General features: G+C 49.2%; 14 protein-coding genes. All 14 read left to right on the forward strand.

Annotated features, from left to right (window positions below):
* The first annotated feature begins 49 nt into the window (after positions 1-49).
* The 14 genes from NSQ50_RS06505 to NSQ50_RS06570 all read left to right on the forward strand — a co-directional run bounded on the left by NSQ50_RS06505 (position 50) and on the right by NSQ50_RS06570 (position 16,186).
* Positions 50-1,582, forward strand: coding sequence for an ABC transporter ATP-binding protein (locus NSQ50_RS06505; RefSeq protein ID WP_076144439.1), 1,533 nt, complete (start codon positions 50-52; stop codon positions 1,580-1,582).
* Complete coding sequence (locus NSQ50_RS06510; RefSeq protein ID WP_076144441.1) at positions 1,579-2,721, forward strand: ABC transporter permease; 1,143 nt, start codon at positions 1,579-1,581, stop codon at positions 2,719-2,721. The genes NSQ50_RS06505 and NSQ50_RS06510 overlap by 4 nt, the downstream gene beginning before the upstream one ends.
* Before the next feature lie 3 nt (positions 2,722-2,724).
* A complete protein-coding gene (locus NSQ50_RS06515) occupies positions 2,725-3,654 on the forward strand; it encodes an ABC transporter permease (protein ID WP_076144442.1) in 930 nt (309 codons plus the stop codon).
* 58 nt (positions 3,655-3,712) lie between these two features.
* The gene (locus NSQ50_RS06520; protein WP_076144444.1) at positions 3,713-4,660 is read left to right on the forward strand and encodes an FAD binding domain-containing protein; all 948 of its coding nucleotides are present in this window, start codon (positions 3,713-3,715) and stop codon (positions 4,658-4,660) included.
* Positions 4,647-6,941 (forward strand): xanthine dehydrogenase subunit D, encoded by a 2,295-nt coding sequence (gene pucD, locus NSQ50_RS06525; protein ID WP_036680028.1) that lies wholly within the window; start codon positions 4,647-4,649, stop codon positions 6,939-6,941. Before NSQ50_RS06520 ends, pucD begins: the two co-directional genes overlap by 14 nt.
* Positions 6,928-7,464: a (2Fe-2S)-binding protein gene (locus NSQ50_RS06530; RefSeq protein WP_081382493.1), complete on the forward strand. Its 537-nt coding sequence runs from the start codon at positions 6,928-6,930 to the stop codon at positions 7,462-7,464. The genes pucD and NSQ50_RS06530 overlap by 14 nt, the downstream gene beginning before the upstream one ends.
* 4 nt (positions 7,465-7,468) lie before the next feature.
* Positions 7,469-7,981, forward strand: coding sequence for a 2-oxo-4-hydroxy-4-carboxy-5-ureidoimidazoline decarboxylase (gene uraD / locus NSQ50_RS06535; protein ID WP_036680026.1), 513 nt, complete (start codon positions 7,469-7,471; stop codon positions 7,979-7,981).
* Positions 7,982-8,020: 39 nt separating this feature from the next.
* The gene (gene pucL / locus NSQ50_RS06540) at positions 8,021-8,971 is read left to right on the forward strand and encodes a factor-independent urate hydroxylase (RefSeq protein ID WP_036680024.1); all 951 of its coding nucleotides are present in this window, start codon (positions 8,021-8,023) and stop codon (positions 8,969-8,971) included.
* Positions 8,971-9,375: a hydroxyisourate hydrolase gene (uraH, locus tag NSQ50_RS06545; protein WP_036680022.1), complete on the forward strand. Its 405-nt coding sequence runs from the start codon at positions 8,971-8,973 to the stop codon at positions 9,373-9,375. The genes pucL and uraH overlap by 1 nt, the downstream gene beginning before the upstream one ends.
* A 33-nt stretch (positions 9,376-9,408) precedes the next feature.
* Entirely contained in the window at positions 9,409-10,803 is a 1,395-nt protein-coding gene (locus NSQ50_RS06550; RefSeq protein ID WP_036680019.1) for an allantoinase, read from the forward strand.
* Positions 10,800-12,056 carry a Zn-dependent hydrolase gene (locus tag NSQ50_RS06555; protein WP_036680016.1) on the forward strand — a complete coding sequence of 419 codons (1,257 nt, stop codon included), beginning with the start codon at positions 10,800-10,802 and terminating at the stop codon, positions 12,054-12,056. Before NSQ50_RS06550 ends, NSQ50_RS06555 begins: the two co-directional genes overlap by 4 nt.
* Before the next feature lie 34 nt (positions 12,057-12,090).
* Positions 12,091-13,323, forward strand: coding sequence for a pyridoxal-phosphate-dependent aminotransferase family protein (locus NSQ50_RS06560; protein WP_036680013.1), 1,233 nt, complete (start codon positions 12,091-12,093; stop codon positions 13,321-13,323).
* A 234-nt stretch (positions 13,324-13,557) separates the two neighbouring features.
* Positions 13,558-15,375: an adenine deaminase gene (gene ade / locus NSQ50_RS06565; RefSeq protein ID WP_076224241.1), complete on the forward strand. Its 1,818-nt coding sequence runs from the start codon at positions 13,558-13,560 to the stop codon at positions 15,373-15,375.
* A 358-nt stretch (positions 15,376-15,733) separates the two neighbouring features.
* A complete protein-coding gene (locus NSQ50_RS06570; RefSeq protein WP_036680123.1) occupies positions 15,734-16,186 on the forward strand; it encodes an IDEAL domain-containing protein in 453 nt (150 codons plus the stop codon).
* Positions 16,187-16,213 lie beyond the last annotated feature (27 nt).

The raw sequence follows: 16,213 nt of genomic DNA on the forward strand, positions 1-16,213 counted from the left end.
GAAACTTCCCCACCCGTACTACAACTTGAAGGAAGGAGGGGTTCAGGCCATGCGGGGAACTTCAGTTGAAATGCGGGGGATTGTGAAAAAATTCGGCTCGGTAACCGCCAGTGATCAAGTCGACTTTTCGGCAAATGCGGGTGAGATTCATGCGTTGCTTGGGGAGAATGGGGCCGGAAAGAGCACGGTGATGAGCATGCTGTCAGGGGTGTATAGAGCAGACGAAGGAGAAATTTTCATTCATGGGAAAGGTACTCAGATCCGTTCTCCTAAAGATGCTGCGCAGCTGGGTGTAGGTATGGTGTTTCAGAACTTTAGGCTGGTGCAAAGCCTCACAGCAGCAGAAAATATCGTGCTTGGCGAAAAGTCGTCTTTCTGGCGCGGCCGTAAGTGGATGAAGAAGAAACACAAGGAGATCGAGGCATTAGCGGAACGGTTTGGACTGAATTTCCCGGTGGATCGCCCGATCTGGCAGTTGTCCGTGGGTGAGCAGCAGCGTGTTGAAATCGTTAAGACGCTGTATCGCGGGGCTGACATTATTATTCTGGATGAACCAACCTCTGTACTGACCCCGGGAGAGGTGGAACAGCTATTTGAAACGCTGTGGGTCATGAAGCAGGCAGGAAAAACGGTCATTATGACTACTCATAAAATGAAAGAGGTTATGGCGTCCTCCGATCGGATTTCCGTCATGCGCAAAGGAAAAATGATCGCCACGCTGACCACAGCAGATACAGATGAACTGGAGCTGGCTCGTCTGATGGTGGGCAAGGAAGTAACCATCACCCGTCAAGAACGGGAAGCCACTGAAGGGGATTCTTTATTAGAAGTGAAAGATGTGGACGTATATGCCGATCACGGGCGAAAAGCACTGGATCACTTCTCTCTGAACGTATGTAAAGGAGAGATTGTAGGCGTAGCTGGGGTAGCTGGCAATGGGCAAAAGGAACTGGCTGAAGTGTTAACTGGTCTTAGAGGCTGGAAAAGTGGTGAAATCACGTTTGATGGAAAGACGGTGAAATCCGCTTCGGTTAGAGGGGCGATTGATTCAGGAATCTCCCACGTGCCGGAGAACCGGATGAAGAGCGGTTTAGCTGGACGCCTCGGATCGGTGGATAATCTTTTGTTTAAGTCTTACCGCTCAGAGGAGCACTCCAAATTTGGTTTCTTGAAGTCCGCGAAGAACCGTTTGTGGTCACAGGAGCTGGTCCAGCGCTTTAATGTCAAAACACCTGAGCTGGAGACGCCAGTACAACAGTTGTCAGGTGGTAATCAGCAGAAGCTGCTCTTTGCACGTGAGATCAGTCATCGGCCGAAGCTGATGGTCGCCGTTCATCCGACACAAGGGCTGGATGTAGGTGCCACGGCTGGTGTTCACGACCTACTTATGGAACTGCGTGGTTCAGGTAGTGGCGTGTTGTTAATTTCGGAGGATTTAGATGAATTGCTTCAGTTGTCCGACCGGATTCTAGTGATCTATAACGGCTCAATTATTGGTGAGAGTACACATGAGGAAGCGAATCGAGAGAGCATAGGACTACTAATGGCTGGTATTCATAATAGAGAGGAGAGCGCCGTATGAGCCTGGAGAATGGAAGAAATACCGCAGCAGCTGTACTGGAATCCCTCCCCTCCCACTCCGGAAAACGATTCTCTCTACGTTTCGAATACGATGCCAGCCGCATCCGTTCTCCTTGGTGGACACCTATTGTATCTATAATTTTAGCGCTATTGTTGTGTGCCCTATTTATTGCGGCGAATGGCATGAATCCGGTGCTGGTCTATGAAAAAATGTTCCGTGGCGCATTTGGCACTGCGTATGGGCTCACGGAAACGATGGTTAAAGCGATCCCGCTTCTTCTATGTGGGCTTGGGATTGCTGTGGCTTACCGCATTTCGGTATGGAATATTGGAGCAGAAGGCCAGTTAACTGTTGGGGCTATGGCGGCCACAGCGGTCACGATTTATTTTCCTGACTTACCTTCATTCTGGTCCCTGAGCTTAATGCTGCTGTTCGGGATTGCCGCGGGTGCGCTTTGGGGATTGCTGACTGCTATTCCGCGGACACATTTTGGAGTGAATGAGCTAATCACTTCATTAATGCTGAATTATGTTGCCCTATTGGCGCTCGATTACGTGGTATTCGGACCTTGGAAAGATCCTAAAGGATTTAATTTCCCGGGATCACCTATGTTTACTGCGGCTCAATCGCTGCCTGTTCTCGGAAGTACAAGATTGCATATTGGATTGTTATTTGGACTTATCGCCGTTGTGATTTATTACTTAATGATTCGTTTTACCAAGTGGGGTTACGAGCTCCGGCTGATTGGGGCCAATCCTGTTGCAGCCAGATACGCGGGGGTTCCTATCAAGCGCCATATTATTATCGTCATGCTGATCAGTGGGGGGCTTGCCGGGATCGCTGGCATGGCGGAGGTCTCCGGTGTTACACACAAGCTGATGCAGGGCATTTCACCGGGGTATGGATACACCGCCATTATTGTGGCTTGGCTGGCCAAATTGAATCCACTCGGTCTAATCGTTACTTCTATTTTATTCGGTGGCTTAATTGTTGGCGGATATAGTGTTCAAACCATCGGGCTGCCCTCATCGATATCAGAAATGCTGCAGGGCTCCATCCTGTTTTTCTTGATTGCTGGCGATATGATCTATCGTTTCCGCATTCGCCGTAGCCGGGTTCAGCTGAAAGGGGGGAGATAGGCAATGGATTTTACAACACAGCTACTTATTGCCGCTATTTCCGCAGGGACCCCGCTGCTGCTGGCTACGCTGGGAGGCATTCTAAATGAACGAGCCGGCATTATACAGCTTGGGGCTGAAGGTCTGATGCTGATGGGAGCGGTCATCACTTGTATCGTGTATATTCGCTCCGGAAACCTGCTGCTGGCTCTGTTGGCTACCGTAGCTATAACGGCTGTACTTGGTTTGCTGCATTCTTTTCTCTGTGTGACCTTGCGGGCGAATCATACGATGTCCGGTCTTGCGATGACCCTGTTTGGCAGTGGGTTGAGCGCTTATCTTGGTAAACCGATCAGCGGCATTCCTTTGCCGGGAACCTCCCCTAAGCTGCATCTGGCTTGGCTGGAAAATGTACCGTTCATCGGAAAAATATTCGGCAACATGGACTACCTAACCTGGTTTAGCCTGCTGCTAGTGCTTGCTCTGCATCTGCTAATTCACCGCACTTCATGGGGCCTGCATTTGCGGGCAGTCGGAGACAGTCCGGCTACCGCAGATGTGATGGGGATCCGTGTACAGCTTATCCGCTACAGCTATGTGATCACCGGTGCTGCTCTCATCGGCCTGGCCGGAGCGGATATGGTATTGGCCTACGCGCCAACCTGGAATGAAGGGCTGACAGCCGGCCGGGGCTGGATTGCGGTAGGGCTGGTGATTTTCGCCAGATGGAATCCGCTGCGTGCCTTGTTCTGCGCCTACTTTTTTGGGGCATTGGATTCACTTGGCTTCCGTATTCAATTGCTGGGCAGTGCAGTTCCGCCCTATTTTCTCAAAATGATTCCGTACCTTGTGACCATTCTGGTCCTGATGTACCTGGGGTACCGCAATCGCAACAAACCATCCGGCACACCGGAGGCGCTCGGAGTTCCTTATATTCGGGAACAAAGGTTTTAAGGCAGGCTATACGAGAAGGGAAGCGGCAATCTGGTACTCAAAAAGGGAGGCGGAGTGTATGGGAGCTATACGGGAAGAGGAAGGAAGGCTACCTGAAGTAATTCAACCCCGCAGCCTGCACGAAGCTTGGGAGAGAAAAACGGCGTTTGGAGACAGTGCCCGATATGTTGCAGGGGGAACACTGCTGAGAACAGGGTGGGAAAATGGAACGACTCATATGCCCAAACAGCTGATTGATCTTCGGCAAATTACAAATCTCGGCGACATTACCTTAACGGAATTTCACTTATCTCTGGGCGCTCTTGTTCCACTCTCCCAGTGCCGCAGTAATGAGCATTTGCAGGCCGTAGCTCCTGCGCTGCAAGAGGCTGCACGTTGCATAGCGGCTCCGTCGGTGCGTAATCTTGCCACGCTCGGGGGCAATATCGCTTCTGGCTTCGGAGATATTCTACCTGCGTTACTGGTCTATGACGCGGAGTTAATCTCCTTTGACGGCAAATTTATGACGGCACTACCTTTGATAGAGTGGCTAAACAATCACTGGAGCGGGATAAAACCTGCGGCGGATCTTGTGGCTGAGATTCGCATCTCACCTACTCGCTTAGAGAGTCCGTTAACGGATAGGCTAGAAATTTTTCGTAAGGTTGGCCGCAGGGAAGCGTTCACCCCTTCACTTGTAACGGTAGCAATCTCAGCATCAATCGATGAGGAACACCGTTTCCGTGAGGTGCGTATCGCCGCAGGTGGGGGCTCTGGGCGGCCACAGCGACTAAGTAGGGCTGAAGTTATGCTTGAAGGTGTGAGGTATACAGATGAGCTGTTGGCTTCTTTATATGAAGGGGTTGAGAACAGCTTTGAGACGTATAGTGATTCCTTTGCAACAGAACTTTACAAGAAAAAGACTGCTGGGAATTTGGTTGTATCTGAGCTGTGGAAGGCTATGAATATACGGAGTTTAGAGGTGAATAACCCGACGAAAGGAGAGAGGGAAAATGCTGCTGAATAAGGAATCCAGCGGTAGCCGCTGGCGTACACGACCTGATGGAGAGGGCAAGGTATCCGGTAAGCTGCAGTATTTGACCGACATGAGGGCAGAAGGAATGTTGATCGGCCGCGTGCTCCGCAGTGAGCAGGCACATGCTCGTATTTTGTCCATACGCATTGAGAAGGCCGTTGAAGTCCCTGGTATACACGCTGTAATCACTCATGAGGATGTGCCCGGACTTAACGGCTTTGGCATAGCTTTGCCGCATCAACCGGTATTTTGCAGTGACCGTGTGCGTTACACTGGCGATGCGATTGCGGCAGTTGCGGCTGAGACGGACGAAATTGCGGAATACGCCTTATCTCTTATCGAAGTGGATTATGAGCTTCTACCCTTGCTGGAGAATCCGGAAGAGGCGATGAAAAAGGACGCAATTTTGCTGCATGCCGAGGGAAACGTGCTTCATCATACGGAATATCGGAAAGGGGAGCCGGAAACGGTATTTACGGATTGCTGTCATGTGGTAGAGGAGACTTACTATACACCACGCCAAATGCACACCTATATGGAGACTGAAGGTGGACTGTTTATCCCAGAGGATAACGGACGGCTTACCGTATATTCAGCTACACAACATGGGTTGATGGATCGCCTGCAGCTATCCAGAATTCTGGCTATTCCTCAAGAAGATATTCGCGTCATCTCGAGTCCTATCGGCGGGTCCTTTGGAGGAAAAGACGAGCTGAATGTACAGCCGTATGGAGCGCTGCTCGCCTTGCGGACACTCCGTCCGGTAAGACTGCATAATTCGAGAGCTGAATCGGTACGTGCAGGACTAAAACGCCATCCCATGAAAATCACCATGAAGACTGGCTGCGACCCCGAAGGAATCATCAGGGCACATCAGGTCAGAATTATTTCGGATACGGGAGCTTACGCAACACTGGGGGCGGAGGTGCTCAACTTTGCGACAGAACATGTGATGGGCCCCTATATCATCGATCATGTGGATGTGAAGGGTTTTGCTGTATATACCAATAACGGTGTATCTGGTGAATTTCGCGGGTTTGGCGGCAATCAGGCGATTTTCGCTTTGGAGGGACAAATCGATCGGTTGGCTGAGCGATTGCAGATCGATCCGTGGGAAATACGCCGCCGCAATTTGCGTAAATATGGAGATCTGGGGCCACTGGGTCAGGAAATTGCTCAGACCGATGGTGCCTTTCAGGTGTGGGAAGCGCTGGCGGGTTCGCCTCTTATGACTGAGGCCGCATCTACAGACAGTGATTCAGGTGTTGTGGAACCTTGGATCGTAACTGGAACGGGTGCTGCTATAGCTATGCATGGTGCAGGACTTGGTTATGGTATTCCCGATCCGGCGGGTGGCAGGCTCTCTTTGACGCTAGAGGGCAAGATTGAGGCGGTGTTTGGTTACGAGGAGTTTGGTCAGGGGTTAATCGCAACAATGGAACAAATGCTGATTGAACAGTTTGGCTTGGCGGCAGAGGATCTAAGCATCGTCATTGGCGATACGGATGTTGTGCCTGATAGCGGATCTAGTACGGCTTCCCGATCAACCAGCATGATGTGGATGGCCTTGAAACGGCTGCGTCCAGACTTCACCGCTCGAGTGCTGCAGGCAGCTGCGATGATAAAGCCAGAGCTGGATAACTATGAAATGAAGCTCGGCCCTGGCGGCATTTGGCTAAAAGACGGCGGTCTACTTCTGACTTACAAGGACTTGGCACAGCGTATTTCAGAACCCATTGTCTGTAATACAAAGTTTACTTATCCAACCACACCCTTTAAAAGAGTGGGGGCACATTTCCTATACACCTATTCTGCAATCGCAGTCCGCGTGGAAGTTAATCTGCTTACTGGACGTGTCCGTGTACTGGACCAATATCATGCGGTAGCGGCGGGACCGGTGGCTAATCCGCAAGGTTATCTCGGGCAGATCGAAGGTGGCAGCAGTATGGCGGTAGGCTTCACTTTGTCAGAGGATGCTGTGATGTCAGGCGGCAGCTATGTCACCAAAAATTTAGACACCTATTTGGTGCCGACCATTGCCGACATGAATGGCAGCATTCAGGTGCAGCCGATAGAGGATTTGCCGGATCATGACACGTACGGTCCTCGCGGCATTGGAGAGGTGGGTTCCGTCAATTTAGCTCCGGCAGTCGTGTCAGCCATATTTCAGGCTGTAGGGAAGCGTGTAACCAAGCTGCCCATTGATCCCGAATGGCTGCAGTCTACACCGTTTATTCCACAAAAGGTGGTGAACATCCATGCCGAGTCATAATTCAGATCACAATCTAGATGAAGAGAACCCAATCCCAGCTTCGTCTGAGGAAGCCTTCACAGAAGAGAGGTTCACCTTTAATTGCAATCTTAATGGGAAAGCGATATCCATGGAGATTCCACCCTCCCGTCGGCTTTTAAATGTCATACGTGAAGATTTGGAGCTGACCGGCACAAAACGTTCTTGTGAGATTGGCCGCTGCGGGGCATGTATGGTGCTGGTGGATGGACGTCCAGTGAATTCATGTCTGGTTATGGCCTATCAATGCTCAGGTGCGGAAATTACAACAATTGAGGGTCTTAGTGAAGTAGGCCTGCATCCCGTTCAGCGGGCTTTTTTAGAAGAGGGGGGGTTCCAATGCGGTTATTGTACACCAGGGATGGTTATCTCGGTGGTTGCTCTGCTGGAAGAGAACCCGCATCCTACTCCGGCTGAAGTGGAAGAAGCTTTATCGGGTAACATTTGTCGCTGTACGGGGTACGGTGGCATTTTACGAGCTGTTAACAAAGCTATTGGAGGTTGAGTGGATGGTCGTTTCTGAAGGCAGGTTTACGTTGGAAGAGATAAATGCCATGAGTATAACGGATTTTGTGAAGCATCTAGGCGGCATTTTTGAACATTCACCGTGGGTAGCAGAGGAGGCGTATAAGCAGATTCCGTTCCATTCTTTAGAGCATTTGCATAGCACAATGATGCAGACCGTACTGAGTGCTGACCGGAGCCGAATGGAGGGACTATTAAAAGCTCACCCAGATTTGGCGACTAGGCTTCAAGTTACGGCTTTGTCTGCCTCAGAGCAGCAGGGAGCTGGACTGGATCGGCTAACAACGGAAGAGTTCAATCTATTAAATGATCTGAATCGAAAGTATACGGACAAATTTCATTTCCCTTTTATTCTAGCTGTTCGTGGCAAAAACAAAGATGACATTATCAGCGCCATTGGAGTGCGAGTAGAGCGTTCCCCTCAGGAGGAATGGGTTCAAGCCTTTTCTGAAGTCGGTACAATTACGAGATTTCGCCTAAGTGATTTAATTATTTAATTATTCATTCATTCATCATAAACGGGGAGGGTGTCAGCCATGCTGGAACCAATTAACGGACGTACAATGTTTTATGGAAAAAGTGATGTGCTAACTTATCGTACCTATGCTAAACCGCTGGCCGTTACCCCCGTTCCCGAATCTTCCTTCACGGGCTGCGACAACATTATATTCGCACATAATATTACATTCGCGGTCACGGGCGAAGCGTTTCTTCCTTCTTTTTCAGAGGGGGATAATTCCATGGTTGTTGCTACCGATTCTATGAAAAATTTTATCCTGCGCAATACCGCGGACTACACTGGAAGCACAACGGAGGGGCTACTGCAGCTTTTAAGCAGCCGTTTTCTCGATAAATACGATCATGTCACCGCAGTTTCAGTTTCCGCAGACCGGTTACCTTTTGAACAGGTGATGGTCCCCGGGGGTGAGGGGCTTAAACAGAGTCATTTAGTACTGCGTCACTCCAATAATGAATCTTATTCGGCTTCGTTAACTATAAAACGTGGAGAGAATGGGACTGAGGTTATCGCTCATGAATGCCGATTGAAGGATTTACAGCTGATAAAAGTGAGTGGAAGCTCGTTTTATGGATTTGTCCGTGATGAGTACACAACATTGCCCGAGAGCTTTGACCGTCCGCTTTATATTTTTCTGAATATTAACTGGACCTACAGTGGTGTTGAGCATGCTCTGGATGGAGATCTAGGCCAATATGTGGCTGCGGAGCAGGTTCGCGATATCGCCCATAGCGCTTTTCATGAGCTGAACAGTCCATCAATCCAATCGTTGATTTATCAAATTGGGCTGCGCGTATTGTCCCGTTTTCCACAGCTGGCTACCGTTTCATTTGAGTCCAATAACCGGACTTGGGAAACCATTGTTGAGCCTGAAGAAACTAAAGGTGGAGTCTTCACCGAACCTCGTCCACCCTATGGTTTTCAGGGCTTTTCTGTCAGCCGTGCAGATCTGGCCGGAGAGACAGCGTAATGAGCGGGCGTCTTACCACCCATGTGCTGGATCTGTCGCGGGGGATTCCTGCTACAGGTCTGACGCTTCAGCTCTGGAAGCTTACGGATGGGATGAGCAAGCTACTGTGTGAAGAAGTCACGAACAGTGACGGGAGGCTGGATGCTCCGCTGCTGGAGGGAAACGAATTGGAGGCTGGATGTTACGAGCTGCTGTTTATGGTTGGCGATTACTACCGTAGAGCTGATGCCAAAGCGTCAGCAGCTGGCATAGGAGTAACAGAAAGCTCAGTAGATACTCAACGTGAGATGTCCTTTTTTCTAGAACAGATACCTATTCGCTTTCATATAGAGAGCTCCATGCAACACTACCATGTACCTTTGCTAGTAGCTCCTGGTGGATATAGTACGTACCGGGGAAGTTAGGAGAAAGTTGACGACCGGAGGAGGTGGCAGCTCATGAAGGAATCCTATGAACTTGTGATTAAGAACGGGAATGTAGTGCTGCCCGATCAGGTACTCAAGCTGGATATTGCAGTATCAGAGGGTAAGATTGTCGCACTTGGAGAGGAACTTTCGCTTGCGCCGCTAACCAAAGTCATCGACGCAGATGGGTTCTATGTCCTCCCCGGTATGATTGATATGCATGTCCACTTTAATGAACCAACGTTTGGACATTGGGAAGGCTTTCGCAGCGGCTCTGCGGCGTTGGCAGCTGGCGGCTGCACAACCTATGCAGATATGCCGCTTAACGGCAATCCACCTACTGTGAACGAGGCTGCACTTCGTCAAAAGGTGGATGCTGCGGCTGGAAACTCTGCCGTTGATTATGTGCTGTGGGGTGGGCTCGTTCCCGGCAATCTGGATGATTTAGAAGTTTTGGCAGCCGCTGGCGTCACTGGGTTTAAAGCCTTTCTCTCCAATCCTGGAGGGGAGGGCGAAGGCAGATTCCGTGAAGTGGATGAGGATACACTCTATCAAGGGATGCAGCGAATCGCTTCTCTGGGCGGGATTCTGGCGCTGCATGCAGAAAGTGAGGCTATCACGGCGGTGTTGACCGCAGATGCAGTGCGAAATGGCAGAACCAGCGCAAGTGATTTTGCGGCTTGCCGCCCTGCTGAAGCAGAGCTGGAGGCAGTGTCCAGGGCGCTGCTGTACAGTGAACGTACGGGCTGCCGGTTGCATTTTGTTCATATCAGCACGGCCGCCGCCATTGAGAAAATCTATGAAGCTAAGCTACGAGGTCTGGACGTTTCGGCCGAAACCTGTCCACATTATCTGGTCCTCACTGAAAATGACATGAAGGCTTTAGGCCCTGTGGCGAAGTGTGCGCCTCCGCTGCGAAGTGCGGTGGAGCAGGAGAAGTTATGGGAGATGCTGGCCCAAGGCAAAATCGATTTGATTGCTTCGGATCATTCCCCCTGTCCAACGGAATTGAAGGTGAAGCCGGACTTGTCTTTTTTTGCAGCGTGGGGTGGGATCTCGGGTGCGCAGAGCAGTCTGGAGCTTATGTTCCATGAAGGCGTGAATGTGCGGGGATTGCCTGTGACGTTAATTTCTCGTCTGCTCGCAGGGCAACCCGCAAAACGGTTTGGAATAGAGCATCGCAAAGGCGCTATAGCTCTAGGTCTAGATGCCGATCTAGTTCTGCTTAATCCAAGCACAACCTATACGCTGACTGCGGAGGATTTATTGTATCGCCACAAGCACAGCCCCTACATCGGAAGAACTTTATCCTGCAAGGTAGTTGCTACGATCTGCCGCGGGAATGTGGTCTATACCTCTGAAGAAGGAGTGATCAGTGAGGGAGGTGGACAGTGGCTGCGAATTAGGAAGGAGCAGTACAGCCTATGAATGATTCCACAGTTCAAGCATCGACTCAGAAACTGCTGGACCTGCTGGAGGAGCTGGCGGCATTCAGCACAGCTGGGCCAGGAGTTACTAGACTGCTATATACGGAGGAATGGAGCCGGGCGCAGATTTTTTTGCAGGAAAAAATGGCTGGGCTCGGCTTAGAAGTTTCCGTGGACAAGGTTGGCAATGTATATGGACGATTGAGTGGACGCGATCCGCAGCAAAAGGTTATTTTAACCGGATCGCATATCGATACTGTAGTCAATGGCGGAAAATATGATGGTGCCTATGGGATCGCTGCGGCTATGATTGCGCTTCAAGATTTGCAGAGGAACTTTGGCCAGCCGCAGCGGACGCTTGAGGTCGTATCTTTTTGTGAAGAAGAGGGGAGCCGATTTCCGCTTGCTTATTGGGGTTCGGGCCATGTCACGGAAAGGTATGACGGAAGCGAGGCCGAGACCTGTATGGATGCAGAGGGCGTGACGTTAAAAGCAGCAATGGCACAATCCAGCTTCTTACAGGACATAACGGAGGAGAAAGCTTCTAAGCGGACTGGAGTTAGAAATGATATTGGTGCTTTTGTAGAACTGCACATCGAGCAGGGGATTATTCTGGAGAAGACGGACACTCAGATAGGCGTAGTTCAGGGGATTGTTGGACAGAGACGATATGTGGTCAAGGTTAGTGGTATTGCTAATCATGCGGGCACGACACCGATGTTTATGCGGCAGGATGCACTGGCTAGTGCGGTTGAAATGCTGTACGTGCTTGAAAGTTCTGCTAAAACGGCTGGTGAACCTCTTGTAGCAACCTCGGGTAAGCTTGAGGTGAATCCGAATACGCCAAATGTAATCCCGGGTGAGGTTCTTTTTACATTAGATATCCGCCATAGTGAAGAGGACGAATTGGAACGTTTCTGTGAGAAGCTTCTTGCGGAATGTAATGAAATTGCCGTTAAACGTGGGGTAACTCTGGAGGCTACATCCGTGCTCCACACAGTCCCTGCGCCTATGGATATGAAGCTATCTGCAATGCTGGAAAATATCTGCCGCCTACAGGGGAAGACGTACCGCACGATGGTAAGTGGAGCGGGACATGATGCCCAGCTATTGGCGCCGCGTTGCCCTACTGCGATGATATTTGTGCCAAGCCGAGCTGGCATCAGCCATTCTCCGGAAGAGTATACCTCCCCTGAGCAGCTCGCGGCTGGGCTTGAGGTTCTGACTGCGATGTTATATGAGTTAGCTTATTAAAAAGAGTTCGCCGAACTTTTAAGGGAGGATCATCATGAAGCGTTACGAAGATTTGTCGCCGTCCCAACGCTGTATTATGACTCCGGGTCCGGTCGAGGTAGATCCGCGTGTACTGCGGGCGATGTCTTTTCCGGTGCTGGGTCAGTTTGATCCAGAGTTCACCTCTATTATGAATGAAACGATGGAAATGCTGCGGGAGCTGTTCGCTACTCGTAATTCATGGGCTTACCCTATCGATGGTACCTCCCGTTCTGGAATTGAAGCCGTGATGGTTAGTTTGATCCTGCCGGGTGAGCGTGTGCTGATTCCGATCTTTGGCCGCTTCGGACATCTATTGCATGAGATTGCTGAAAGATGTGGCGCTGAGGTGTTCGTGCTGGAAAAGCCATGGGGGAGTGTGTTTGAGCCGGATGAAGTGATAGCAGCTATGGAGACTTTTAAGCCACATGTGGTGGCAATGGTTCATGGGGAGACCTCTACAGGACGTGTGCAGCCACTCGCGGAAATCGGTAGAGCTTGCCGCGGGATGGATGCTTTATTCATAGTTGATGCAGTTGCAACCATTGGGGGCCTTCCTGTCGAGACAGATGCTTGGATGTTGGATGCCGTCGTTGGAGGGACACAGAAATGCCTGGCCGTCCCTTCCGGAATGGCACCGATAACGTATAATGATCGTGCTGAAGCTAAGCTCATGACCCGAAAACGAGTAGAACGCGGGATTAGAACAAGTGATGTCCAGCCAGGTGACTTATCTTTTGTCCGCAGCAATTATTTCGATCTCGGCATGCTTCAGGATTACTGGAGTCCACAACGTCTCAATCATCATACAGAGATGACCTCAATGCTTTATGCACTGCGGGAGGGCTTGCGGCTTACCCTTGAAGAAGGACTGGATGCCAGATTCGCCAGACATATCCTCCATGAAAAAGCACTTGTAGCTGGATTAACAGCTATGGGTTTAGAACTATACGGGGATCCTTCCTGCAAGCTTACTGTTGTTACCTGTGTGCTGATCCCTGAGGGGATAGATGGGGAAGCTGTCCGTTCGCTGCTGCTGGGGCGGTTCGGAATTGAAATTGCCAGTTCTTTTGGACCGTTAAAGGGAAGGATCTGGCGCATCGGTACGATGGGTTTTAGCTGTCGTGAGAATAACGTGTTGCGGCTGCTTGGAGCGCTGGAAGCCGCATTACAGCGTCATGGATTTAAGGGGCCTTGCGGGTTTGGGGTTCAGGCAGCACTTGACGTATATGAGGCAAAAGTAAGATAATCGTTGGAATAGAGCGGATGGCGGGAGAGTAAAAACAGGGGCATGTCCGGATGGTTTGGACAATCTTTGGGAATAAGTAAACGGCTATCATCTACAGGGATGATTGAGCCGTTTTTTCTTACAAATACAGACCTGCGCAACTATATTATCCTAGGCTTAATAGTTAGGCAATCCTCTATGATTACGGATCTATTCACTACATCAAGACAACACTTGGATACTAACGGGGGAGAGATGAAGATGACAACTTTTACAAGAAAGCCTTTAGCAGATTGTGTACCTGAGCTTGTGGCTACGGCAAGAGGCGATAAACCGGCAACACTGGTAATTACAGGTGGAAAGCTGGTCAACGTATGCTCTGGTGAAATTCTAGAAGGAATGTCTGTTGGTGTTCAAGGTGGACGAATTGCTTATGTTGGTAAAGATGTGACACATATGATTGGCGAAGGAACGCAAGTTATTGATGCGAACGGCAAGTATATAGCTCCGGGATTGCTCGATGGCCACTGCCATATTGAGAGCACCCAGCTAACCGTTACTGAATTTTCCCGCGCTGTTTTGCCGCTTGGCACAACAGGTGGTTTCTTTGATGCGCATGAGATTGCTAATGTATTCGGGCTGAAGGGTATTCAATTGATGCTGGATGAGATGCGGGGTACGCCGTTAGCTGCTTACATGCAGGTGGCTTCTTGTGTGCCTGCGGCAGGTGCGGAATTCGAGACAACGGGTGCCTCAATTGGTCCTGAAGAAGTTGCCGAAGCTTTTACTTGGGGCAAAGATGTGATTGCTCTGGGCGAAGTGATGAATTTCCCTGGCGTTGTTTACGGCGATGAGAAAATGCTTGGAGAGATTCAAGCTACGCTGCGGGCAGGCAGATTTGTAGATGGTCATTTCACATGGCCTTCCAGCGACTGGAGACTGCCCGTGTATGCTGCGGCAGGTGTGACTGGCGATCATGAGTGTGTGACGGCAGACGATGTGATTGAGCGCGTTCGACTGGGGATGTATGCCAAAATGCGCCGGGGTTCCGCTTGGCATGATGTGGCTAAAACAATTACGGCCCATACAGAACACGGCATAGATACACGCCGAATGATGCTGGTAACGGATGATCGTAGTTCGGAATCCTTACGAGATGAAGGGCATATGAATTTCGTCCTGCGTGATGCTATTGCTCAAGGTGTTAAGCCTATAATGGCTATCCAAATGGCTACCATTAATACTGCTGAACGCTTTGGTTTAGCGCGGGATATCGGATCTATTACTCCGGGTTCTTTTGCAGATATCATCCTTTTAGACGGGAATTTGGCGGATATTAATGTAGTGCTGACAATTGCCGCAGGTGTAGTAGTTGCGGAGAACGGAGTAATGACGGCAGAGCTTGCTAAATTCACTTATCCAGAGGAAGTGTTGGCTTCGGTTCATTTGCCACAGCGTCCTACCGCCGAAGATTTCATTATCGCGGCTCCAATTGAAACAGGTGAACTTACTACAAGAGTTATTAAAGTAAGAGAAAATCATGTGGAGACCATTGAACGTATAGTTTCGGTACCTGTAGTGGCAGGGCAGCTGGATGTAAATGCTGTAGAGGGTCTGTGTAAAATCGCTGTGCTCGAACGGCATAAAGGAACAGGAAATAAATCAGTGGCTGTTGTGGAAGGCATCGGTTTTAAAGAACCGGCTGCTATCGCAATGACTGTTGCTCATGATAGTCATAATGTACTCGTCATCGGCAATGATAATGAGTTAATGGCTAAAGCTGCGAACGCGGTGGCGGACGCTCAGGGTGGGGTTTGCATGATCACAGCCAGTGGAGAAACGTTATTCCCGTTGGCCATTGCAGGCCTAATGTCTACAGAGCCATTTGAAATTGCTGCTGAGAAATCAGCTGCGATCAGCAAAGCGTTGTATGATGCCGGCTGTACTTTGAATTACGCGTTTATGACTTTATCGCTGCTTGCTTTGGCGGTTATCCCAACGTTACGTATCACAGATAAAGGACTCGTGCGGATTTCACCCGAGGGAATACAGTTAGTGCCATTGTTTGTTTAAGTAAATTAACTGAAGTATAATCCTAATGCAAAAAACTGTTCTGAGGTTGTAATGACCATTCAGAACAGTTTTTTTTGTTTAAATATAAGAAAGCAAAAGCTTCACATGATGCGTAATCTTTATACATCTTATTGTAATGAACAATAATATTAAACGGATTTTTAGAGAATGAAACATTTTTCTGAGCGAAATCCTAAAAAAATATAAATAAAGCATAGTCAGGTGACGATAATAATGTTAAATTAGATAAAATTAAAGTGAATTAATGGAGTTAATTTTACAATAATGGCATATAAAGAATTATAGATAATGGCAGGTTTCGAATAACCCAACTAAGAGGGACGAGGTGCATGGAGAGATGATCAGACTAGAAACGCAAGATATTTTGAATATTAGCATGAAGCAAATTGCTACTATTTTTAAGATGAAGCCGCTTGAACTGAGATTTGTCACCGATTTTCAGGGTGAGAAATATCTCTTAACTAATGATAAGTTACACCTCAACAACCAGCAATATTGGGCAAAGGTTATGGAATGTGTCTTTGATGATCATGTTAGACCTGTGTTAATGTGTGAGGTATTATATTTCCTTCGTAATGAATTTCTGGAAAGTGACATTAAGTTATGTTTTTCTTATGATTACGCAGAGGATGGGAATGGCGCAGCTACAGCTATGGCTGAAGTATCCTTTAATGACTCAGCAGATTTACAGCCGAGTGAGATTGCCGAGCTGATTGATTTTGCGTTGACCTTACAGGACAAGCAGTGGTTCCATGAACTGACTACGAAATATAAGCAGCTTACAGCATAAGTATCCTTTCGATTCTTCATGCTTAAC

Origin of the sequence: Paenibacillus sp. FSL R10-2788, from assembly GCF_038003885.1 — a bacterium.
GTDB classification, from domain to species: Bacteria; Bacillota; Bacilli; order Paenibacillales; family Paenibacillaceae; genus Paenibacillus_AQ; species Paenibacillus_AQ odorifer.

Bases quoted from the DNA above. Each gene is read 5' to 3' on its own strand.
- NSQ50_RS06505 (WP_076144439.1), top strand. From the start codon at position 50: ATGCGGGGAACTTCAGTTGAAATGCGGGGGATTGTGAAAAAATTCGGC.
- NSQ50_RS06510 (WP_076144441.1), top strand. From the start codon at position 1,579: ATGAGCCTGGAGAATGGAAGAAATACCGCAGCAGCTGTACTGGAATCC.
- NSQ50_RS06515 (WP_076144442.1), top strand. From the start codon at position 2,725: ATGGATTTTACAACACAGCTACTTATTGCCGCTATTTCCGCAGGGACC.
- NSQ50_RS06520 (WP_076144444.1), top strand. From the start codon at position 3,713: ATGGGAGCTATACGGGAAGAGGAAGGAAGGCTACCTGAAGTAATTCAA.
- pucD (WP_036680028.1), top strand. From the start codon at position 4,647: ATGCTGCTGAATAAGGAATCCAGCGGTAGCCGCTGGCGTACACGACCT.
- NSQ50_RS06530 (WP_081382493.1), top strand. From the start codon at position 6,928: ATGCCGAGTCATAATTCAGATCACAATCTAGATGAAGAGAACCCAATC.
- uraD (WP_036680026.1), top strand. From the start codon at position 7,469: ATGGTCGTTTCTGAAGGCAGGTTTACGTTGGAAGAGATAAATGCCATG.
- pucL (WP_036680024.1), top strand. From the start codon at position 8,021: ATGCTGGAACCAATTAACGGACGTACAATGTTTTATGGAAAAAGTGAT.
- uraH (WP_036680022.1), top strand. From the start codon at position 8,971: ATGAGCGGGCGTCTTACCACCCATGTGCTGGATCTGTCGCGGGGGATT.
- NSQ50_RS06550 (WP_036680019.1), top strand. From the start codon at position 9,409: ATGAAGGAATCCTATGAACTTGTGATTAAGAACGGGAATGTAGTGCTG.
- NSQ50_RS06555 (WP_036680016.1), top strand. From the start codon at position 10,800: ATGAATGATTCCACAGTTCAAGCATCGACTCAGAAACTGCTGGACCTG.
- NSQ50_RS06560 (WP_036680013.1), top strand. From the start codon at position 12,091: ATGAAGCGTTACGAAGATTTGTCGCCGTCCCAACGCTGTATTATGACT.
- ade (WP_076224241.1), top strand. From the start codon at position 13,558: ATGAAGATGACAACTTTTACAAGAAAGCCTTTAGCAGATTGTGTACCT.
- NSQ50_RS06570 (WP_036680123.1), top strand. From the start codon at position 15,734: ATGATCAGACTAGAAACGCAAGATATTTTGAATATTAGCATGAAGCAA.